Annotated in this window: 21 protein-coding genes; 9 read left to right on the plus strand and 12 right to left on the minus strand. The window is 30.2% G+C overall.

Annotated elements, in window-relative coordinates; all coding sequences use genetic code 11:
• Both CAMP5060_RS03400 and CAMP5060_RS03405 read right to left on the minus strand, forming a co-directional pair.
• Positions 1–935 (minus strand): cache domain-containing protein (locus CAMP5060_RS03400; protein WP_337217906.1); only part of this gene is annotated, 935 nt, incomplete at its 3' end.
• A 179-nt stretch (positions 936–1,114) separates the two neighbouring features.
• Positions 1,115–1,711: a peroxiredoxin gene (locus CAMP5060_RS03405; protein ID WP_337217907.1), complete on the minus strand. Its 597-nt coding sequence runs from the start codon at positions 1,709–1,711 to the stop codon at positions 1,115–1,117.
• Between the two features lie 186 nt (positions 1,712–1,897).
• Here CAMP5060_RS03405 and CAMP5060_RS03410 point away from each other — a divergent pair, with 186 nt between their 5' ends.
• From CAMP5060_RS03410 to CAMP5060_RS03435, 6 genes are all read left to right on the plus strand, one after another.
• The gene (locus CAMP5060_RS03410) at positions 1,898–2,182 is read left to right on the plus strand and encodes a DUF362 domain-containing protein (protein ID WP_337217908.1); all 285 of its coding nucleotides are present in this window, start codon (positions 1,898–1,900) and stop codon (positions 2,180–2,182) included.
• A gap of 144 nt (positions 2,183–2,326) precedes the next feature.
• Positions 2,327–2,740, plus strand: a complete 414-nt coding sequence (gene ndk / locus CAMP5060_RS03415; protein WP_214126485.1) for a nucleoside-diphosphate kinase — start codon at positions 2,327–2,329, stop codon at positions 2,738–2,740.
• Positions 2,740–3,093: a hypothetical protein gene (locus CAMP5060_RS03420; protein WP_214126486.1), complete on the plus strand. Its 354-nt coding sequence runs from the start codon at positions 2,740–2,742 to the stop codon at positions 3,091–3,093. The genes ndk and CAMP5060_RS03420 overlap by 1 nt, the downstream gene beginning before the upstream one ends.
• Before the next feature lie 14 nt (positions 3,094–3,107).
• Positions 3,108–3,254 (plus strand): 50S ribosomal protein L32, encoded by a 147-nt coding sequence (gene rpmF / locus CAMP5060_RS03425; RefSeq protein ID WP_012662034.1) that lies wholly within the window; start codon positions 3,108–3,110, stop codon positions 3,252–3,254.
• 5 nt (positions 3,255–3,259) lie between these two features.
• Positions 3,260–4,249 (plus strand): phosphate acyltransferase PlsX, encoded by a 990-nt coding sequence (gene plsX / locus CAMP5060_RS03430; protein ID WP_214099955.1) that lies wholly within the window; start codon positions 3,260–3,262, stop codon positions 4,247–4,249.
• Positions 4,236–5,210, plus strand: a complete 975-nt coding sequence (locus CAMP5060_RS03435; protein WP_087699612.1) for a beta-ketoacyl-ACP synthase III — start codon at positions 4,236–4,238, stop codon at positions 5,208–5,210. The genes plsX and CAMP5060_RS03435 overlap by 14 nt, the downstream gene beginning before the upstream one ends.
• A 5-nt stretch (positions 5,211–5,215) precedes the next feature.
• On the opposite strand, the gene motB is transcribed toward CAMP5060_RS03435, so the two are convergent.
• The 3 genes from motB to polA are packed head-to-tail and all read right to left on the minus strand — an operon-like array spanning position 5,216 to position 9,397.
• On the minus strand, positions 5,216–5,962 hold the full coding sequence (gene motB / locus CAMP5060_RS03440; protein WP_337217909.1) for a flagellar motor protein MotB: 747 nt from the start codon (positions 5,960–5,962) through the stop codon (positions 5,216–5,218).
• A 9-nt stretch (positions 5,963–5,971) separates the two neighbouring features.
• A complete protein-coding gene (gene motA / locus CAMP5060_RS03445) occupies positions 5,972–6,745 on the minus strand; it encodes a flagellar motor stator protein MotA (RefSeq protein WP_039619177.1) in 774 nt (257 codons plus the stop codon).
• A 12-nt stretch (positions 6,746–6,757) separates the two neighbouring features.
• Entirely contained in the window at positions 6,758–9,397 is a 2,640-nt protein-coding gene (gene polA, locus CAMP5060_RS03450) for a DNA polymerase I (RefSeq protein ID WP_337217910.1), read from the minus strand.
• A gap of 130 nt (positions 9,398–9,527) precedes the next feature.
• Between polA and CAMP5060_RS03455 the strand changes: the two genes are divergently transcribed.
• Together CAMP5060_RS03455 and CAMP5060_RS03460 are read left to right on the plus strand one after the other, a co-directional pair.
• Positions 9,528–10,883: an MFS transporter gene (locus CAMP5060_RS03455; RefSeq protein ID WP_087699617.1), complete on the plus strand. Its 1,356-nt coding sequence runs from the start codon at positions 9,528–9,530 to the stop codon at positions 10,881–10,883.
• Entirely contained in the window at positions 10,883–11,887 is a 1,005-nt protein-coding gene (locus CAMP5060_RS03460; protein WP_337217949.1) for a nucleoside hydrolase, read from the plus strand. Before CAMP5060_RS03455 ends, CAMP5060_RS03460 begins: the two co-directional genes overlap by 1 nt.
• Here the strand turns inward: CAMP5060_RS03460 and CAMP5060_RS03465 are convergent.
• Entirely contained in the window at positions 11,843–12,286 is a 444-nt protein-coding gene (locus CAMP5060_RS03465) for a YqaA family protein (RefSeq protein ID WP_337217911.1), read from the minus strand. The two genes, CAMP5060_RS03460 and CAMP5060_RS03465, sit on opposite strands and share 45 nt — an antisense overlap.
• A 275-nt stretch (positions 12,287–12,561) precedes the next feature.
• Here CAMP5060_RS03465 and trpB point away from each other — a divergent pair, with 275 nt between their 5' ends.
• Complete coding sequence (gene trpB / locus CAMP5060_RS03470) at positions 12,562–13,737, plus strand: tryptophan synthase subunit beta (protein WP_047208611.1); 1,176 nt, start codon at positions 12,562–12,564, stop codon at positions 13,735–13,737.
• Between the two features lie 60 nt (positions 13,738–13,797).
• Here the strand turns inward: trpB and CAMP5060_RS03475 are convergent, their stop codons facing one another.
• The 6 genes from CAMP5060_RS03475 to ubiE all read right to left on the minus strand — a co-directional run bounded on the left by CAMP5060_RS03475 (position 13,798) and on the right by ubiE (position 22,913).
• Positions 13,798–14,871 (minus strand): restriction endonuclease subunit S, encoded by a 1,074-nt coding sequence (locus CAMP5060_RS03475; protein WP_442863347.1) that lies wholly within the window; start codon positions 14,869–14,871, stop codon positions 13,798–13,800.
• Between the two features lie 50 nt (positions 14,872–14,921).
• Positions 14,922–16,964: an HsdM family class I SAM-dependent methyltransferase gene (locus CAMP5060_RS03480; RefSeq protein WP_337217912.1), complete on the minus strand. Its 2,043-nt coding sequence runs from the start codon at positions 16,962–16,964 to the stop codon at positions 14,922–14,924.
• Between the two features lie 151 nt (positions 16,965–17,115).
• Positions 17,116–19,941 (minus strand): excinuclease ABC subunit UvrA, encoded by a 2,826-nt coding sequence (gene uvrA / locus CAMP5060_RS03485; RefSeq protein ID WP_337217913.1) that lies wholly within the window; start codon positions 19,939–19,941, stop codon positions 17,116–17,118.
• A gap of 21 nt (positions 19,942–19,962) precedes the next feature.
• Positions 19,963–21,039: a phosphoserine transaminase gene (gene serC / locus CAMP5060_RS03490; RefSeq protein ID WP_337217914.1), complete on the minus strand. Its 1,077-nt coding sequence runs from the start codon at positions 21,037–21,039 to the stop codon at positions 19,963–19,965.
• 12 nt (positions 21,040–21,051) lie between these two features.
• Positions 21,052–22,215 carry an exodeoxyribonuclease VII large subunit gene (gene xseA / locus CAMP5060_RS03495; protein WP_337217915.1) on the minus strand — a complete coding sequence of 388 codons (1,164 nt, stop codon included), beginning with the start codon at positions 22,213–22,215 and terminating at the stop codon, positions 21,052–21,054.
• On the minus strand, positions 22,212–22,913 hold the full coding sequence (gene ubiE / locus CAMP5060_RS03500) for a bifunctional demethylmenaquinone methyltransferase/2-methoxy-6-polyprenyl-1,4-benzoquinol methylase UbiE (RefSeq protein WP_261529807.1): 702 nt from the start codon (positions 22,911–22,913) through the stop codon (positions 22,212–22,214). Before ubiE ends, xseA begins: the two co-directional genes overlap by 4 nt.
• Between the last annotated feature and the right edge of the window lie 6 nt (positions 22,914–22,919).

The raw sequence follows: 22,919 nt of genomic DNA on the forward strand, positions 1-22,919 counted from the left end.
AAAAACCTGCTAATAACTATTTTAATTAATAGCAAAGCCACAACTATTGCTATTAAAGTTACAACAACTTGTTTGACTAAATCTTTATTTACTTTTTCTGAGTACACTCTTTCTTTTGTGACTGTACATACTTTATATTTCAAATTAAAAGAATTTGTACACATTACAGCCTCTATACTTCCATCTTCATTTGGAATATATGCAATTTCGCTTTCATTTTGTGGATTTAAAAATTCAGGATTTGTTTTCATATAAGCTGAAATATTTTCACTGAATTTATCTTTTTTACCTATTTTCTCAATTTCGGGGTGAAAGAAAACATTTCCCTCGATATCATATATAGCTGTATATGCTTGAGAACTTTTTCCAACTGAAAGTACATCTTTTGAAAATCTTTCTAAATCATAATCTCCTCCAACAACACCTATAAACTGTTTATTTTTAAATACAGGTACTGCATATGCAATTTTCATTTTTCCATCAGCAAAACTAGAATATGGATCTGATACGATTAATTTCTTTTCTTCTTTAGCTTTAATATACCATGCTCTAGTTTTTACATCAAATCCTTTAGATTTATCCAAATAGGTATGATCAGATTTATAGTGTTTTCCTGTTTCGTCTAGAGCAAAATAAATAATATCAAAATTATTCGCTTTCTTAAAAGCTTCTAAAAAATTGTAAATGCTTTCATCGTCAGAAAAATTTTGCTTTACAATTTCTTCAGCCAAAATAGCAATTGCATCTCTTTTTGTATGTGAATATATAGCAAAAACTTCTGCTGTATCTAACATGGTTTTTCTTTGAATCTCTTCAAGATAAGTATAAGTATCCTCTTTAGAGTTGTAATAACTCATACCATTAACCACCGCAAGTACTATAATACTCACAATAGCGATCACCAAAGTTAATCTACCTGTAATACTTTGAAACATTTTTACTCCTTGTATTGAATGTTGTATTGACAAATAAGATTAAAATTGTATTATTTGATTTAAAATTGATAAAAAATGTAATTTAAATAACAAAAAATATAGAAAAAATATTTTTAAAATATACAAGTTATAGAGGAATAAAAAAAAGATTATAAAGCCTACATATAGCAGGCTTTTAGTTATAGTTTACCTTCGTTTTTGCTTAGATAATCAGCAACACCTTTAGGATCAGCTTTCATACCTTCATCACCTTTATTCCAACCAGCTGGGCAAACTTCACCATGTTCATTAGTAAATAACATAGTATCAACCATTCTAATCATTTCATCAATGTTTCTTCCAAGTGGTAAATCATTAACTACTGCATGGCGGATTGTTCCATCAGCATCAAGCAAGAAAGAACCTCTTAAAGCAACTGCTTCTTCAAATAAAACATCAAAATTTCTAGCAATTTGTTTTGTTAAATCAGCTACTAAAGGGAATTTAACTTGACCTATACCACCTTGATTTACTGGCGTATTTTTCCATGCAAAATGAGAAAATTCATTATCGCAAGATACGCCGATTACTTCAATACCTCTATCTTTAAAATCTTGATATCTTTTATCAAAAGCAATGATTTCAGATGGACAAACAAAAGTAAAGTCTTTTGGATAGAAAAATACTACTGCGCCTTTTGGTCCTATATTTTTATAAAGATTAAAATCTTCAACTATTTGGTTATTTCCTAATACAGCAGGTGCTGTAAAATCAATAGCTTTTTTAGTTACTACCATAATTTTATCTCCTAATTAATAAATTTTATTTGTAACAAAATAGTATCATTTGTAAATTTAAAAATTTATTAATTGTGTAAATTTGTATGTAAATTAATTTTATTATCAAAATTAAAAGGTTTTAAGAATAAAATTAAGACAATTTTGATAATCTTGCATTTAATATTTAATATTAAGGAGTAAAAAATGGCAGTTAAAATTACTGATATTTGTATAGCATGTGGTTCTTGTATAGATGAATGTCCAGTAAGTGCAATCGTAGATGATGCAAATAACCCTGAGGGTGAAGATAGATATTATGTTTATGCTGATAAATGTGTTGAGTGTGTAGGACACAATGACCAACCAGCTTGTGCAAGCGCTTGTCCAACTGATGGCTGTATTGTATGGAGTGATGTAGTTAGTGGACAACCAAGCCGTGATAACATCGGAAGTAATTTAAGAGATGGTTCAACTCCGGTATTTGCATAATAAATTTTCAATGTAAGTATCTTGTTTTCAAGCTACTTACAAACTCTTCTATGAACTCTAAATTTTTATATAATTTTAAAACATTTTTTGGTATAATTAACTCTTTTATAAATATAAAACTTATTTTAAATTAAGGGGACAATTTTGGAAAAAACACTTTCTATTATTAAACCTGATGCAGTAAAAAAAGGTGTTATTGGTCAAATTTTAACACGCTTTGAAAGTAATGGTCTAAGAATAGCAGCGACAAAAAAAATACAGCTTTCTGAAAAAGAAGCTCAAGATTTTTATGCTGTACACAAAGAAAGACCTTTTTTTAAAGATTTAGTTGAATTTATGATCAGTGGTCCGGTTGTAGTTTCTGTTTTAGAAGGCGAAAATGCTGTATTAAAAAACAGAGAATTGATGGGTGCTACAAATCCAAAAGAAGCGGCTCCTGGTACTATTAGAGCAGATTTTGCAGATAGTATTGATGCAAATGCGGTTCATGGAAGTGATAGCTTAGAAAATGCAAAAATTGAAATAGAATTTTTCTTTTCAAAAACTGAAATTTTATAATGAAAATCGCTTTTGCAAAACTTAGCTCTATAGCTTATCCTTTTAAACTAGATCTTGATAATATAGTTTTTGAAGGAACCATAACAAAAGTTAATCCAAAATTAGCTAAAATCAAAGCTAATTTCAAAGGCTTTGCTTATAGAAATTGCGATCGTTGTGGTGATGAGATGGAGCTTGAAATTAACCAAAATATAGAGCTTTTTGCAAGCGATGGAATTTTTAAAGATGAAGATAATACTTTAAGTGATACTATGGAGTTTTTTGACTCACATATTGATTTAATAGAACTTGCTACAAGTGAATTACAATCATACTTAAGTGATTATTTTTATTGCAATAAATGTTCAAATTAACAAAGGAGTAAAAAATGGCAGTACCTAAGAGAAGAGTGAGCAAAACTCGTGCAGCAAAACGTAGAACTCATTATAAAGTTACCCTACCTATGCCTATAAAAGACAAAGATGGTAGCTATAAAATGCCTCACCGTGTAAATCCAGTAACTAAGGAATATTAACAACGATGACAAGCATTGCTATTGATGCAATGGGAGGTGATTTTGGGGAAAAGCCTATTATAGAAGGCGTAATTCAGGCTTTAAAAGAGCGTGAATTTAAAGCTATCTTAGTAGGGAATCCTCAAAAGCTTAAAACCCTAATCCCTCAAGAATTAAATCCATACATAGAATACGAAGAAGCTTTTGATGTATTTGCTATGGAAGAAAATTCCACAGATGCACTAAAAAGAAAAGATAGTACTATTTATAAGGCTATAGATTTAGTAAAAAATCAAAAAGCAAAAGCTGTTGTTTCTGCTGGACATAGTGGAGCTACAATGAGTTTAGCTACTTTAAGGCTTGGAAGATTAGCAAATATTGCTAGACCTGCAATTGCCACCTTAATGCCAAATATCCATTCAAGAACACTTGTATTAGATGTTGGAGCAAATGTTGATTGCAAAAGTGAACATTTGTTTCAATTTGCTATTATGGGTGAAGCTTATGCAAAGGAAATTTTAAAAATTGCTAAACCTAGAGTTGCATTGCTTTCAAATGGTGAAGAAGAGTGCAAAGGAAATGAGCTTACCAAAGAAACTCATCAACTTTTAAAACAACTTCCAAATTTTGTAGGAAATGCTGAAGGTAGAGATATCTTTAATGGCACTATAGATGTATTAGTATGTGATGGATTTAATGGAAATATCTTGCTTAAAACCGGAGAGGGTGTGGCAAGTGTTATTACAAAACTTTTAAAACAAGAAATTCAAAAATCTTTTTTAGCAAAACTTGGTTATTTTTTAGCAAAACCGGCTTTTAATGAATTAAAAACTCATATTGACTATGAAGAATACGGCGGAGCCCCACTTTTAGGCGTAAAAGAATGTGTTATTATAAGTCATGGTAAAAGTGGTCCAAAAGCTATCAAAAATGCTATTTTTCAAGCATTAAATTTCACACAGTCAAATATAAACCAAACTATAGAAAAAGAACTTACAAATTATGAAATCAACTAAAGCTTCTTTAAAAAGTATAGCTTCTTATATTCCCAAAAAAATACTTAGTAATCATGATCTAGAAACCATGGTTCAAACTAGTGATGAATGGATATTAAGAAGAACAGGTATAGAGCAAAGACGTATAGCAAATGATGATGAAAACACAAGTGATCTTGGCACTAAAGCAGCTATTAAGGCTATACAAAGAGCTAATTTAAATCCTCAAGATATAGATGCGATTATAGTGGCTACTTTAAGTCCTGATTATTTTACCATGCCATCAACTGCATGTAAAATTGCTCACAATCTTGGTTTAAAAAATGTCACCGCTTTTGATATTTCTGCGGCATGCTCTGGGTTTATTTATCTCTTAGAGCTTGCAAAATCTATGGTTGAAAGTGGTGCTAAAAAAAATATATTAATCATAGGAGCTGAAAAAATTAGTTCTATTATAGATTATACTGATAGAAGCACATGTGTTTTATTTGGTGATGGAGCTGGAGCTGGAGTTGTATCATTAGATGACAACTTTCCAATCATAGACACTCATACTGCAAGTGATGGAGAATTTGGAAGTTTATTAATGACTCAAAGATCTCAACAAAGTAACATTTGTACTCCACTTTCGTTACAAATGAAAGGTAACGAAGTATTTAAAATTGCAGTTAATACCTTAAGTAATGATGTTATTGAAATTCTTGCAAAAAACAATATAAAAAGCGAAGAAATTGATCTTTTTATACCCCATCAAGCTAATTTAAGAATTATTAAAGCTGTGCAAGAAAAATTAAATCTCAAAGATGAACAATGTGTAGTTACAGTACAAAAATATGGCAATACATCAGCTGCTTCAATACCTATGGCTATAAATGATGCATATGAAGAAGGTCGTTTAAAACAAGGTTCGTTAATACTACTTGATGCTTTTGGCGGTGGATTTACTTGGGGTTCAGCGCTACTTTATTTTGGTGGGGAATAATAAATTCATTTATTATTTAACCCCCCCCCTATAATTCTATCCAAAACAGACTGTTTTATAGTGTTATCAGAAGAATCTACACGGATATAAAATTCAACTCTATTGTTCATCTCATCTTCTTTATTTTGAGTTAATGGATAATTATCTCCGTAACTTACAACCACCAATTGAGAAGAATTTATACCACTACTAACAAGATAATCAGCCACCACTTGAGCTCTTTTACTAGCTAAATCAAAATTTCTTTTTGGGTCCTTATCGCTTGCATCAGTATAACCTCTGATTTCTATTTGAGCTTGAGTTGGCATTCTCTTTAATACTTCACTAATACGCTTTAAAAAATCTTGCACATCAGTTGAATCAATTTGAGTACTACCTCTAGTAAATTCAACTCTTGCAGGTAGATTCAACACAACGTTATTTTCTCTTTGATCTAATGCTGCTTTTAGTTTTTCTATATTCTCTTGCTGAGTGATACTTAATTTTTTAAGCTTTTCAAGTTCTTCAACATTTGCATTAGATGGTGCACTGTATTTATTATGCACTTCACTTTCTTTTTCTAAGGGACTAGAAGCAGTAAATTCAAAAATTTTAACAAATTCAGTTTTTAAAGCCTCAGTTTTTGCAGGATTACTTTCAGAAATTGCCCAAAGAGCAATAAAAAGTGCCAAAAGCAAACTTAAAAAGTCTGCATAAGGCACAGCCCATCTCTCACCAGCTGGACATTCTGGACATTTATGTTTTTTTCCCATTTTTAACTCTTACTTATCAAACTGAGAAATTCTAGGCTCACCTTGTCCAAGATAATTAAACAATTTAGCCTCTAAATCTCTAGGGTTAGCTCCTTCTGCAATGCTTACAATAGCATGCGAGATCACTATCCTTTCTTTAATGAGCTCATGAGCATTAGCTTTGATTTTATGACCCCAAGGTCCAAATAAAGCATAAGCACCAAAAATCCCCGTTACTGTTGCAGTAAATGCCCCTGCAATACCTGCCGCCATAGCTTGAGGATCATCTAAAAGTTGTAAAGCAAGCATAAGTCCCATAACCGCACCAACAAGTCCCATAGTAGGACAAGTCTCGCCAAAACGGATCCAGTATTCTGCCGTTTCTTTATAGTATTCTTCCATTTCTTCTATTTGGATTTCCATGCTTTCTTTAATTTCTTCTACACTCTTGCCATCAACCATCATCATCATGGTTTCTTTTAAAAACTCATTATCTATTTCATTAGTTTTTGATTCTAAAGCCAAAAGTCCGTCTCTTCTTGCTATGATAGAGTATTCTACAAGTTCAGCTATTCTCTGACTTAAATTTACCCCTGCACCTTTAAAGGCAAGTTTTAATTCTTTATAAGCTGCTTTAACAAATTTTTTATGCGTTGCTGTCATCGCACAAAATGCCGCAGTTGGAACCACGATCAAAAACGAACTTAAGTGTAAAACATGCAAAGGGTTACCACCCTCTAAAATATCCCCTACAGAAATACTAACAACAGCTAATACCATCCCAAGTATGGTTGAAAGATCCATTAGTTATTCTCCTTATTTTAATGCGCCCCAATTTTTGGCAATACTTGATGAAGTTTTTAATTTAACTTTTAATTTTACAATATTTTCCATAATATCACTAGCATTTTTTGCAAATTCCTCACAAAGTTCATCTTTTACTTCAAAAATAAGCTCATCATGAATTTGTAAAATCAAGCGTTTATTTTCATCTAAATCTTTTGCAATTTCTATCATTGCAAGTTTTATTATATCGGCAGCAGAGCCTTGAAGTGTAGAGTTAATACTCTCTCTTTCATACATTGCCACATGCATAGGCTTTGCATTTTCAAAATCAAAATAACGCTTACGACCTAGCAAAGTCTTTATAAAACCATTTTGCTTAGCTTCATTTTTTACCTTTTCAAAATAAGTTTTAATGCTAGTAAAATTCTCAAAATATTTTTCAATATATTCTTTAGCTAACTTTGCTTCTATTTTTAAATTTTGACTCAAAGTCTTATAACCCATGCCATAAATAAGACCAAAATTTATACTTTTAGCAATACTTCTTGTCTCATAATCACTATAGCCAAAAATCATAATAGCAGTTTTTGCATGAATATCCTCATCATTTGAAAACGCTTCTAGTAATTTCTCATCTTCACTAAAATGCGCTAGCATTCTAAGCTCAATTTGTGAATAATCAAGCGAGATAAAGCTAAATCCTTCTTTTGTTACAAAACAAGATTTATAATCTTTAGCATATTGACCATGCGCAGGGATATTTTGCAAATTTGGGTCTTTTGATGAAAGGCGTCCAGTTGCAGTTCCTGTTTGTAAAAAGCTTGAATAAATTCTTGAGTTTTCATCTTTTTTAGCTAATTTTAACAAAGGTTCACAATAAGTAGAAACTAATTTTGCAAGCTCTCTATAAGCTAAAATTTCTTTCACAATCAGATGGTTATCTAAAATAGCATTCAAAACCTTTTCATCGGTAGAATAACCTGTTTTACTTTTTTTACCACTTGGTAGTTTTAGTTTTTCAAATAAAATATCCCCTACTTGTTTTGGAGAGTTAATATTAAATTTTTCACCCGCTAAATCATATATTTTTTCACTTAATATTTTAATATCTTGATTAAAACTTTGCATTAGGCTTTCAAGTTTTTGAGTATCAAGTTTAATGCCATTATTTTCCATCATAATTAGCACTTTGATAAATTCAAACTCATTTTTTTGTGCAAGTTCAAGCAAAGGCTTTTCTAAATTTTTTAAAAAATACAGATAAAATCTTAAAGTGATATAAGCATCCTCAGCTGCATATTTACAAGCTTTTTCTACATCCACTCCTGCAAAGCTTTCTCCTTTTTTTACCAAATCTTCAAAATGTAAAGTCTCATAATTAAACAATCTTTTTGCTAAATCATCCATATTTACACGCAAACTTGGCTCTTTAAGCCATGCAAGTATCATAGTATCAGCATAATTTTTTGGAGGAAGTAAATTAAAATTATTTTTTATGATTTCAAAATCATATTTAAGATTATGACCTATAACCATGCTTTGATAGATTTTTTCTATACCCTTTTTAGCTACTTGCATAGAAATTTGCTTACAAACTCCCAAATAATCATGCGCAAGTGGCACATAAAAGGCTTCACTTTCATGAAAACAAAAGCTAAACCCTACTATCTTTGCTTCTTTAGTATCTAAGCCCGTAGTTTCAGTGTCAAAAGCAACAATACTTTGATCATCAATTTTTTCTAAAATTTCAAATAATTCTTTCTCATCTAAAATTAATCTTGCATTAAATCCTAAATTTTTATCTTTATTAGTAGGATTAGTACGTAGTTTTTTTAATAAAGCATTTAATTCATAATACTCTAAAATATCCATAATCTTAAGCAAAGGTTCATCTTTTGGATACTCACAATTTAAAAGCATATTTTTCACATCTAAATCTTCGTACAAAGAAGCAAGTTTTTTACTCAAAAAAGCATTTTCTTTGCCTTCAAGCAATAAATTACGGTTTCTTTCATTACGCACTAGTGTTAAGTTTTCATAAATTCCCTCAATACTTTCAAACTCATCAAGTAAATTTTTAGCACCCTTAGCACCAATTCCTTTTACCCCTGGGATATTATCTGAGCTATCTCCACATAGAGCTAAAAAATCTCTTATTTGACTAGGTTTTACCCCATATTTTTCCAAACATCCTGCTTCATTATAATCATTTTTTGAAATAGGGCTATAAATACTAACTTTATTATCTTTTATAAGTTGATACAAATCTTTATCTTGAGTAATAATTCTTATAAAAATATCCTTATTTTCACACTCTTTAACTAAGGATGCGATGATATCATCAGCCTCATACCCTTCACAAGAAAAGCTTGAAAAACCCATTTTTTCTATCATTTGAATGCAAATTGGAATTTGAGCTAATAAATCAGGTGGAGGTGGAGTGCGGTTGATTTTATAATTTGGATCAATTTCACTTCTAAAAGTTTTTCCTTTGCTATCAAGAGCAAAAATAATCATATCACTAGGATGTTCATTTTTCAAACTATAAATAAAATTAGCAAAACCGCTAATCATATTACTAGGTTCGCCTTTTGAATTTTTCAAACCCTTTAAAGCATAAAAAAGTCTAAAGAAAAAGCCAAAAGTATCAATTATGGTTAAAGTTTTCATTTTTTTCCTATATTTAAAAAATAATAATAATTATCGCCCAAAATTATTTAAAAGTCGGTAAAAAGCATTAAATTTCCATTTTAAGCATTTTAGATAAAATTATCATTTTGAAATTTCAAATAAAGGTTTAATCTTGCAAACAAAATCAATCGCGGATGAAAATTTTCAAACTCCACAAGGAAAAAAAGCTTTTAAAAAAGCTGTGTTTTCATGTTGGCTAGGAACTGCCATGGAATATGCAGATTTTGCACTTTATGGCTTAGCTGCAGCTACTGTTTTTTCAGAAGTTTTCTTTCCTGAACAAACTCCTATTATAGCATTATTGCTTAGTTTTGTTACTTATGGTATAGGTTTTATTGCTAGACCTATTGGAGCTTTATTTTTTGGATATTTAGGAGATAAATACGGAAGAAAAAATGTATTAATGAGTACTATTGCATTAATGGGTATTTCAACTACTTTAATTGGTTTTATACCAAGTTATGCAGTAATTGGAATTTGGGCTCCTATATGTTTGGTTATTTTGCGCTTTATGCAAGGCTTTGGTGCAGGTGCTGAGCTTTCAGGTGGAACTGTCATGCTTGGAGAATACGCTCCTAGCAAACATAGAGGCTTAATCTCTTCTATCATCGCTCTTGGATCAAATAGTGGAACCTTACTTGCAGCTTTTGTATGGCTTTTAGTTACAAGTATGGATGATGCTAGTTTTAAAGAATGGGGATGGAGAATTCCTTTTATAGGAAGTATCTTTATAGCACTTTTTGCTGTTTATATGCGTTTAAATGTAAAAGAAACTCCTGTTTTTGAAAAACAAAAAGAATTAATGCTAAAAATTCGTCATGAAAATGAAGCACATATGAAAAAAGATGAAAGAACTTTTTGGCAAAAAAGTCGTGCATTTTGGACTATGGTGGGTATAAGAATAGGAGAAAATGGACCATCTTATCTTGCACAAGGCTTTATAGTAGGCTATGTAACTAAAATTTTACTTCTTGATAAATCAGTGGCTACAACTGCTGTTGTCATCGCTTCTTTGGTGGGATTTTTAGTTATACCTTTAGCAGGGTATTTGAGTGATAAATTTGGAAGGCGTATTACTTATAGAACCTTTTGCTTACTTTTAATGCTTTATGCCTTCCCTGCTTTTATGCTACTTGATAGTAAAAATGAAATTATCGTGATTTTAACCATCATCGTAGGTATGTCTTTGGCATCTTTAGGAATTTTTGGTGTGCAAGCTGCGTGGGGTGTAGAACTTTTTGGAGCAAAAAATCGCTATACTAAAATGGCACTAGCAAAAGAATTTGGCTCTATACTTTCAGGAGGAACCGCTCCTATGATAGCTTCAGCTTTACTTGCTTATTATGGTGCTTGGTGGCCAATAGCTTTATATTTTGTTATCACCGCAGGAATTGGTTTTATCACAACCTTCTTTGCACCAGAAACTAGAGGCAGGGATTTAAATTTAATAGAAGATGCGATATGATACGCCTTATTTTAGATACCGATATAGGCAATGGTATAGCAGGGGCTAATACCGATGATGGTTTAGCCCTTGGACTTATTTTAGCCTCCAAAGAAATCAAACTTGAAATGATTAGCACCTTAAGTGGCAATGTACAAGCTTTAACCGCTTATAGTGTTGCTAAAGATTTATTAAATAAGCTTAATCTAGACATACCTTTGTATTTAGGTGCTCATGAAGCTTTATGTGAAGATAGTCATTTTTGGAGACAAAGACTAGATAAAAGCGTAGAAGAGTTTAAGCTTACTCATCTTTGGGATCATATAAAACCTATAAAAATCTTAGAAAACATAAGTCCAAATGCTTGTATGAAAATGGGTGAGCTTGTTATGCAAAATCCAGATGAAATTTCAATTTGCGCTATAGGACCTTTAACAAATATAGCCATAGCGATGAAACTTTTTAAAGATTTTGATAAAAATGTAAAAGAAATTTTTATCATGGGTGGAAGTTTTGATATGCCTTATCATATCAAAGATACAAATTTTGGCTTTGATCCTGAAGCTGCTAGCATAGTTTTAAACTCAAGAGCCAAAATCACACTTGTTCCTTATAATGCAACAATGCAAACTATGCTCACTCATGAAGATTTAAATGCTTTAGAAAATCAAAATCCACTTTGTGATTTTTTAGTACAGACTTTAAGAATTTGGATTGATTATGCAAGCAAAACAAGAGGCACAAATGGCACATGGATACATGATGCATTAACTATTGCTTATATGCTTGATCCAAATTTAGCAAATTTTGATGAGTATTTAGTAGATGTCATTTGTGATAGTACTTTTGCTAGAGGAAGCACAATAAGGTGTTTTAAAGATGCTAAAATGCCTATGAAAAATCATGAATTAAAAAACACTATAAAAGTTTTAAAAGATATTGATAATGCTAGACTTTTAAAACTTTTAAAATCAAGACTTTTAAATGGAATTTGCTATGAAAATTACAAAAGCATAACGACTTAATTTACCCAAGGCTATAAAAATACTTGCTTTTAAAAAAGAATACTTAGCAAATCCAAGCCCTAGTGCAAAAAGATCTCCCACTATGGGCAAAAAAGTAAAAAAAGCATACAAAGAACCAAATTTTTTAAAGTTTGCATTGATTTTTTCTAATTTATACAAAGAGCCTTTAAAATATTTTTCTAAAATTTGACTCTCTCCAAAATAAGCTAACACATAAGTACTTAAACTACCCAAAGTATTTCCCAAACTTGCTACAAATAAAACCATACAAGCATTAAAATCTAATTTTACAAAAGCAAGCACAAAAGCCTCACTTGCCATAGGCAAAAGCGTGCTAGAGAGAAAACATACTATAAAAAGTCCTATATAGCTTATATCATTATATAAAAAATCAAACATTACAAATTTTCTTAGTATTTATTTTCCAAACTATCATTTTAAAGAATTTTTAATAATAATTATCTTAGAATGTAAAGTCATTTGGCAATTTTTTAAAAGGAAAAACTATGGAAAGGAAAAAATTTTCTAAACTAAATTTAGAATACTCATTTAACAAAGCTTCTTTTTCTTGGCGTTAAGCCTACTACTACATTTTCAATCATTTTTTATTTTACATTTTTAGTTTTAGTTGATCATTTTTGATTTTAAATTATTAATCATTCCAAGGAAATACTATGAAAAAATATTATGGAAAATTTGGTGGGCAATTTGTGCCAAATGAAGTAAAAATAGCATTAGATGAAGTAGAAAAAGCTTTTTTAAAACTCAAAAAAGATAAAGATTTTAACACAGAATTAAAAGAACTCTTAGCTAATTATGTGGGAAGACCTACGCCTTTATACCATGCTAAAAATTTAAGCAAGCTTTATAATCATGAAATTTATTTAAAAAGAGAAGACTTAACTCACACAGGAGCTCATAAGATCAACAATGCCATAGCTCAAGCCTTAATGGCAAAGAAAATGAATAAGAAAAAAATTATTGCAGAAACCGGAGCAGGACAACACGGGCTTGCAACAGCTACTGCAGCAGCACTTTTGGGACTTGAATGTGAGATATTTATGGGAGCTATTGATGTAAAAAGACAAGCCTTAAATGTCTATAAAATGGAGCTTTTAGGAGCAAAAGTTCATGCGGTAGAAAGTGGAAGTAAAACTTTAAGCGATGCAGTAGATGAGGCTTTAAATTTTTGGGTTAAAAATACCAAAGAAGTATTTTATGTAGTAGGAAGTGCAGTAGGACCTTATCCTTATCCGCAAATTGTTACGCATTTTCAAAGTATTATAGGTAAAGAATGTAAAATGCAACTTAGAAAATTAAATAAAAAAGTTGATTACATCATAGCAGCAGCTGGAGGTGGTAGCAATGCTGCTGGAATTTTTCATGCATTTTTAAAAGATGAAAAAGTTAAACTCATAGGCGTTGAGGCGGCAGGTTTAGGAAAAGATACACCTTATCATGCAGCCACACTTACTAAAGGTAAAGAAGGTATTATCCATGGTATGAAAACTAAGGTTTTACAAGATGATAAAGGAAACATTGCCCATACTTTTAGCATCTCTGCTGGACTTGATTACCCTGGCATAGGTCCTTTGCACGCATATTTACAAGAAAGTAAAAGAGCAAGTTATCATGCTATTAGTGATGATGAGTGTATTAATGCTTTAAAATTATTATGTAAAGAAGAAGGTATTATACCCGCTATTGAAAGCTCACATGCATTAGCTTATCTAGAAAAACTTTGTCCGACTTTAAAGAAAAAAAGTGTGATAGTTATAAATCTTTCAGGAAGAGGCGATAAAGATATGCAAAGTATTTATGAGTATAAAAAAGGTGAAATTTATGGTTAGTTTTTAATATTTATATAGGATTAAATCCTATATAAATCTACTATCAAATGCTAAATTTTTTTATTTTTGACTATTTTTTATTACTTGATTTATAATATCTTTATTTTTCTTTGCATATTTAACTACATCTTTTATTACAAGCTTTTCAATAGCTGATATAAAATTTTCTATAAATTCAAAATCTATCTCTTTATTTTTTGTTGGGAGTTTAAAATCTATTTCACTGATTGTTTTTGTAGTTGAACCTGTCCCCCAAGTCATTTGTGATAATCTAACATTAAAAACAGATATAATAAAATCAGCTATTTTCTCATTGAATTTTTTTGTTTTAGGATATAAAATTTTAACCTTATTTCCTGTAAAAAACGGGATTTTCTGATAAAATACGCTAAATGTATCTTGCGCAAATGATAAGGTATTTGCATCATTTAGATACTTTTCACTCTCTTTAATATAGCCTCTAATTCCATTATCCTGTGTTTTTCTAACTACATATGGATAACTATTTTCAATTTTTTTCTCATAAATTTTTATATAGTTTGCGTGAAATATTTTTTTTGAGGATTTTATAAAAAACAAATCACCTATTTTATACTCTCCCCACTCAATAGCATTTAACTTATTTAATGCAAATTTTTCTTTTTCTGTAAGTTCATAATTTTCTAGCCCTGTAATAGCTAAATAGGCTTCTAGCTCAGCGATATGTTTAGCTTCTAGTTCAGCGATAAATTTTTCCATAAATTCAAAATCTATTTCTTTGTTTTTTGTTGGAAGTTGAATTACTTCGTCTTTTATTTTTATCCAAGAACACATATTTTCATATCCAAATTTTTTATCTAAAAAATTAAAACTTGTCGATAAGAAAATTCCTTGATATTTTGTTATTTTTAATTTTGGTTTTAATGAGAAAACTCTAGCATGAGTAACCATTTTGTATTTAAAGCTTCTAAAAAAAGCATTTCCAAACATATCTATTGTTATTGTATTTTCATCAAAAATATTAGCTGGTATATCACTTTTTCCTAAAATTCCATAATCTGTTAATCCTGCTGTAACAACATAATCTCCTTTTTCATTTATGTGTTTTTTTTGAATATCAAAATTTCCATTACTGCTTTCAAATAAATCACCTATTCTATATTCTCCCCACTCAACGTTTTTTAATTTTTCATTGAGTGGGGCATCTACTTTCCCAATTCATCATCTAATTTTGTATTATTTTTTAATAAATTTGAAACCTCCCAAGCTAAATAATCCGAAACAGTTTTTTTAAAATCTTCTAAAGTTGGTGTTGTATCTACTGGGGCTGACTGATTCCAATCATCTCCTTTTTGAGGATCTATTTTACCTTCATAATATTCTTTTTCACTAAAAATACTTAATTTACTTTTTCCAAAACGAACTAAATCTACTAATTCTTGATATCTTTCTTTGGCTTTATCAGTATTTTTTAGATTATTTTTTGCTTTTTTTCTATTTGTTCTTGTATAACCATCATGTGAAAAATCAATAAATTTTACTATTTCATCTTTTTGATGAGCTTCTCCTACTCTAAAAACATAAATATATGTTTGAACGCTTGATTTTCCTATAAACAAATCTATTGGCATTTTTATACTAGCTAAAAGCGTATTGTTTTTTAAAATTTCTTTATTATACTCAGTAGCTTTTCCCGAACCTGCCGAACCTTGAATTATAATCGCAGCATAACCTTTTTCCATCATAGATAAAGCTTTTTTGACAAAAATCATGCCATTACCCTTAGCTGAATATGGAGGATTTAATATAAATGCATCTGCTGGAAATTTTGTTTTTGTTTCTAAAAATCCATAATTACCATCATAATATAATGAATCTTCATTCATTATATTTGAGCTTCCATCTCCCATTAAAATCATATTTAAAATAGCTAACATATACACACTTGGTAAAACTTCTAGTCCTAAAAGTTGCTTTGCTTTAATATGTAATATTTTTTGATTTAATTCATCTGGAGAGCTTATGTTTTCTTTTGCATCATTTATCATCTCATTCATAGCTGCAACCAAAAGTCCAGCTGAACCAGTAGCAAAGTCCCAAACATATGAATTTTTATTAACTCTTGCTAGTTTTGCTAGTAATATTGCAACATAAGATGGTGTTAAAACAACATCGTTTAATTTATCTTGCGAAAATCCAAGCCAAGAATACATCTCATTAAAGAGTTTTCCTGTAAAATCCGTTGTAAGTCCAATTTTATAGTAAATTCCTAAATCATCTATAATTTTTGAAAATACTCTTTTTAGCTGACTTTCTCCGTTTTTTACTTTGTTTATATTTTCATTTGTAAGTGTATTTGCTAAAGTTCTTTCTATTATTTTTCTTTTATTTTCAGGGATTTTTTTCTCCTTTAAAAAAGCTTCAATTTTTCTAAGGATAATATCCCCGTCTCTATTACCTTCTTCATTTAAAGATTTTAACTCAGCTTTTTCCAAAGGAGCTACTTTTCCAGCAATTCCAAGTGTTGCTATAATTGAAGCTGCTACTAAATAAACTCTATCATTTTCACCAAGCCCTTGTTCATTTTTATATATATCGTTGTTTAATTTTATTAAGCTAGCGTCTATTTCTTTTTCTCTTAACTCTTTAATTCTTTCTAGCTCTTCTAAAGATAAAGAAAGTTTTTTTACATCATTTTTTATAAAATCAGTAAAATTTTCATTTTTTAAAAATGATAAATCTGTAAATTTTCCAATCTCTTGTCCGATTCCAAAATTATCTTTTGATACTAAATATACTCCTATTAGATATTTTAACTTTCCACTTTCATCTTTATAACCTGTAATTCCTATTGATATAATATCTGTGTAATTTGTATAATGTAAAATTGCATTTGCGTAATGAATTGCTCCATTTACTGCATAATTTTTTATATTTGTATAGTTTGGTTCATTTTTTGATGTTGTATTATCAACTTGATTATTACTATTTAATTTTACTAATTTATCTTTATAGCCTTTACACTCGATTAAAATAGGGTATTTATTTAAATTTTTATCCTCTAAAAGCAATTTAATATCGGGTCTATTTCCACCTTTTCCACCATTTTTTGAAAAATACTCGCTTAAAGCATCATCTATTTCTTTATTTAAATTTTCTTGTTCTAATTTATAATCTAATTTATAATTTTTTAGCCAACTATTTACCAAATCAGTTATATTAGGTTCTACTGATTGAATTTTTGCCATTTTTACTCCTTGTTTACTTTAAAAAACAACACTCACAAAATAATCTAATTTCTACTTACAATAATTTCTAAAAATTTTCATTTTAAATATCTTTAAAATTGCATTGTTGTTCTATAAGTTGAATATATTTATTTAAAACTAAGCATTAATTTTAATTATGCTTAGTTTTTAGCTCTAAATTTAGATAATACCCCGTATAAGAACCACTTTTTTCATGATTTTTTGCAAGCTCTTCTACGCTACCTTTAGCTATAACCTTACCACCTTTAACTCCACCTTCAGGTCCCATGTCGATGATATAATCAGCATTTTTAATCACATCTAAATTATGCTCTATCACAAACACGCTATTTCCAAGATCAACTAAATGTTGCAAAACTAAAATAAGCTTATTAACATCTTCAAAATGAAGTCCTGTTGTAGGCTCATCTAAAATATAAAGAGTTTTTCCTGTATCACTCCTGCTTAATTCTTTAGCTAGTTTGATACGCTGAGCCTCCCCGCCACTTAAAGTAGTTGCATTTTGTCCTAAGGTAAGATAATCAAGCCCAACTTTTACCAAAGTATCAAGCTTTTGTTTTATCTTTGGCACAGAAGTAAAAAACTCACTTGCTTCAATAATACTCATATTTAAAACATCAGCTATGCTTTTACCTTTATATTTAATCTCTAAAGTTGCATCATTATATCTTTTACCATTACAAACATCACAAGTTACCATCACATCAGGCAAAAAGTGCATTTCGATTTTAATTTCACCATCTCCACTGCACTTTTCACATCTTCCACCTTTAACATTAAAAGAAAAACGTCCTGCTTTATAACCTCGCATTTTAGCTTCTTTAGTAGCTGCAAAAAGATTACGAATTTCATCCATAGCGCCTGTATAAGTAGCAGGATTTGAACGCGGGGTACGACCTATAGGACTTTGATCAAGATAAATCACCTTATCAAGTTTTTCTAAACCTTCTATTTTAGCCCCGCTTAGTTTTTTAACTTTTTTAGCACGGTTAAGCTCTTCTTTTGCAAATGGAAGCAAAGTTTGTAAAATTAATGAGCTTTTACCACTTCCTGAAACACCTGTAATTGCCACAAGGTTACGTAATGGAAAATCTACACTTAAATTTTGAATATTATTAATACTCACATCTTTTAAACTAATAAAATCTTTTTGTTCTCTATTTTTTTGATGAGCAATTTGCTTTTTGCCACTCATATAAAGGGCGGTTTGGCTTTTGCTTTTTAACAATTCTTTATAAGTTCCACTAAATACAACCTCACCGCCAAATTTACCAGCATTTGGACCAATATCTACGATAAAATCTGCCTCTTCTATAGTCATTTTATCATGCTCAACTACAATTAAAGTATTACCCTTTTGCTGAAGATTTCTTAAAGTTTTAATGAGTTTTGCTGTATCTCGCTCATGTAAACCAATACTAGGCTCGTCTAAAACATACATCACTCCACTTAAACCACTACCAATTTGAGATGCTATACGAATTCTTTGAGCCTCACCCCCGCTAATGGTTCTTGCATCACGCCCTAAAGATAAATACCCAAGTCCTACATCATAAAGAAAAAACAATCTTTCATTAATTTCTTTAAAAATAGGTTTAGCTATCAATCTTTCTTGCTCACTCAAATACGCAAAATTAGCTTCTTTTGAAAAAAATGCAGTGGTATTTTCTATACTCATATCTAAAATTTCACCCAAATTTTTTTCAGCTACTTTTACAGCTAAACTTTCAGCTCTTAAACGATGACCATTGCAATCTTTACAAGTTTTTTCGCTCATATACTCGCTTAAATCTTTTTCATCTTTTAGCATTTCATAGGCATATTTAACCGCACCTTCAAATTTGCGATTTAAACGATGTCTTTTCCATAAAAAGTTAATTTCTTTGGCATTACCATAAAGCACTAGACGCTTTTCTTCTTCACTTAACTCATTATATGGAATTTTTACCCTGATATCATTTTGCTCGCAAAAGGCCATTAAAAACTTATAATAATAACTTTTATTAAACCCATATAAAAGCTTTATAGCTCCTGCTTCTAAGCTTAATTCTTCATTGATAAGCTTTTTCATATCTAGCGTATATCTTATACCAAGACCATCACAACTTGGACAAGCGCCTTTTGGAGAATTAAAAGAAAAACTCAAAGGCTCAAGCAAAGGAAAAGAAATTTTACAATCAAAACAAGCATTATGCTCACTATAATGAAAATGTTTTGCTATGTTTAATTCTTCATTATTCAAAACTTCAATTTCCACTTCACCAAAGCTCTCACTAAGACCTTTTTCTATATCGCTTGCAAGTCTTGCTAGCATATCATCTTGCACTTCAAGCCTATCTATTACAAGTTTTATTGTATGTTTTTTGGTTTTAGCAAGCTCAATATCCTCATCAAGACGCGTTAAAACCCCATCAATTTGTGCTCTAACATAACCTTTTGCGACTAAATTTTCCAAAAGATCTGCAAAAGTTCCCTTTTTTTCTTTAATCAATGGCGCATAAATGATGATTTTTGCCCCTTTTGGAAGCTTTAAAATTTCACCTACGATATCTGCTGCACTCATAGATGAGATTTTTTGGCCACATTGATGACAATGCTGTGAGCCAATCCTTGCATATAAAAGTCTTAAATAATCATAAATTTCAGTAATAGTTCCAACGGTTGATCGAGGATTTTTAGAAGTTGTTTTTTGATCAATAGCAATAGCAGGAGTTAAACCTTCTATTTTATCAACATTTGGCTTGCCTACTTTATCTAAAAACTGCCTTGCATAAGCACTTAAACTTTCAATATAACGACGTTGTCCTTCTGCATAAAGCGTGCCAAAAGCTAAAGTGGATTTACCACTTCCACTAAGTCCTGTAAAAACTATGAGTTTATTTTTAGGAATTTCTAGGTTGATATTTTTAAGGTTATTCTCTTTAGCACCAATGATACTTATTTTGTCATTATTCATAAAAATCCTCTTTTTATCTAATCAAACATGTTTTTTAGCAAAATCTTTCATAAATTCACTTAACTTTTGAACCTTTTCAATACTGATAGAATTATAAATACTAGCACGAATTCCGCCTAAAATTTTATGCCCTTTAAGACCTATCATACCATTTTCTTCAGCTTCTTTTACAAAAACTGGCTCTAAGTTTTTATCATGAGCTATGTTAAAACTAACATTCATTAGCGATCTATCCTCTTTTTTAGCATGACCTTTATAAAAACCATTACTCTCATCAATCACATCGTATAAAATTTTAGCCTTTTGTATGTTTTGCTCATTGATTTTATCTAAGCCACCTTGATTAAAAAGCCATTTCATTTCAAGATTAAACATATATATAGCAAAGGTTGCAGGTGTATTAAATAAAGAATTATTTTCAGCATAAACACTGTATTTTAACATACTAGGTATATTTTTGTTTTTACTACGCTCTATCATATCTTTACGCACAAATGCACAAGCAAGTCCTGAAATTCCTGCATTTTTTTGCACTCCACCAAAAAGCATAGCAATATTAGAAAAATCTATCTTTTTGGAGAAAAAATCACTAGAAGCATCAATTATCAAAGGACTTTTAGTCTTTGGATAGCTTTTATACTGAGTTCCATAAATGGTATTATTAGAGCATATGTAAGCATAATCTGCATTATCGCTAAATTCAAATTGTGGGATATGATCAAACTCACTTTCTTGAGTGCTTGCTACTATTTTTGTATTTACTCCTAAAATTTCAGCCTCTTTAATAGCCTTTTTAGTCCAAACTCCCGTATTAGCAAATTCACAAACGCCACCCATATATAAATTCATAGGTATCATAGCAAATTGTAAGCTAGCTCCACCTTGCATTAACAGCACTTCATAATCATCATTTACACCATAAAGTTCTTTTGCCATTTTAATAGCTTCAAAATGCACTTCTTCAAAAACCTTTCCACGATGAGAAACTTCCATAATAGAAAAGCCTTTACCATGATAATCAAACAAATGCTCCTGTGCTTCTTTTAAAACCTCATCAGGCAGGTTTGAAGGACCTGCGCTAAAATTCATTACTCTCATTTTGTCTCCTTTTTATAGTATTTGGGCTTCTTTACTCTCATTTATTGAACAAAGTTTTATAATATCTCCTTTTTTTAGCTTTTCAAGAGAGATATTTTTGCCATCTTTTTGTAAATTTATCAAATTTTTGCTTTTATCAAAAAAATTTTTATGCTGAGTTAAAAGCTCTTCAAAATTATTAAGTTTGTTTTCATAGTTTAATAATTTTAAATTTAAAACGCTCTTTAGTTGACTTTGTAAAAAATCAAGCTTTTGTTTTCTAAGAAAAAAAGCATTTTCTAAAGATTTAGCTTTGGCTAAATTTTGTAAATGATCGATTTTATTTTGATAAAACTTAAGATGATTTAACATTTGGTTTTTAAAACGCATAGCAAGCTCATCAAGTCCTTGCTCCAAACTTAGTTTATTTGGAAAAATCATATCAATAGCTGCACTTGGAGTTGGTGCTCTTAAATCTGCTACAAAATCACTAATAACATAATCAATCTCATGTCCAATAGCAGAAATGATAGGCGTTTTTAAAGAAAAAATACATCTTGCAAGTTCTTCATCATTAAAACAAAACAAATCCTCTCTGCTTCCACCACCTCTTGCCAAAATAATCACATCTAAATTATACTTATTGGCTTTTTTTAAAGCATTTATCAAAGAATTTGGAGCACTTTGTCCTTGAGTGAGAGCATTAAAAATAGTTATTTTACAAAGATTGTATTCCTTTTGTGAAATTAACTTTAACATATCTTGCAAGGCAGCTGAAGTAAAAGAAGTGATTATGCCTATTTTTTTAGGAAATTTAACAATGCTTTTTTTAGCATTTGTATCAAACAAGCCTTCTTTTTCAAGCTTTTCTTTTAAGGCTAAAAATTTAGCTTCTAAATCCCCAAGGCTTGTTTTTTGCATACTTTTAGCAATAAATTGATACCTACCACTTGCTTCATACAAACTCACATAACCTCTTAGATCAAGCATATCGCCAACTTTTGGTTTAGCTTGAACAAATTGATTAAAGCCTTTAAACATCACACAAGCTATGCTTGATTTTTCATCTTTTAAATCAAAATACCAATGTCCTGAACTATGAATGGTAATTTTAGAAATTTCTCCACTAAGCTCTATATCATCAAGATGAAATTCTAATAAACTTTTAGCTTTTAGATTAAGTTCTGAAACTTTCATTTTTTTCTTGCAATAAACATAGAGCAAACACCAAAGCTAAAACTTTTATACTCTAACATTTCAAAATGCTCACTCAATTCTTTAATAAATTCTTCTTTGCTTAAAAAATCTTCTATAGAATTTGGTAAATACTCATAAGCACTATAATTTTTACTGATAAATCCACCCACTTTTGGCAAAATATTTTTTAAGTAAAAATCTCTACAAGCAGCTACAAAACCACCCTGCTCTCTTTTGGTAAATTCAAGTACAAGTAAAATCCCATCCTTTTTTAACACTCTTGCAAATTCTTTTATAGCTTCTTTTCTATCCACCACATTGCGTATGCCATAACTTATACTTATGATGTCTGCACTTTCATTTTCAAGTGGAAGTTCTTGTGCTTTTGCTTGCACAAAAGTTGCTTCAGGGATTTTTTTCTTAGCCACTTCAAGCATGCCCACACTTGGATCAACCCCTTTTATGCTAATGATATTTTTATTTGCTCTTAAGGCTTGATTTTGCCATTCTATAATCATATCGCCCGTGCCACAAGCCACATCGATAATATCAAGTTTATTATTAGAAAATTTAAAAACATCCAAACAAGCTTTTTTTCTCCAACTCACATCACTTCCAAAACTTAAAATTCTATTAGCCTTATCATAAGTTGGCGCTATATCATCAAACATTTTGACTATTTTTTCTTGTTTTTGCATGTTTTT

Origin of the sequence: Campylobacter sp. 1569, assembly GCF_024723675.1 — a bacterium.
GTDB classification, from domain to species: Bacteria; Campylobacterota; Campylobacteria; order Campylobacterales; family Campylobacteraceae; genus Campylobacter_D; species Campylobacter_D jejuni_C.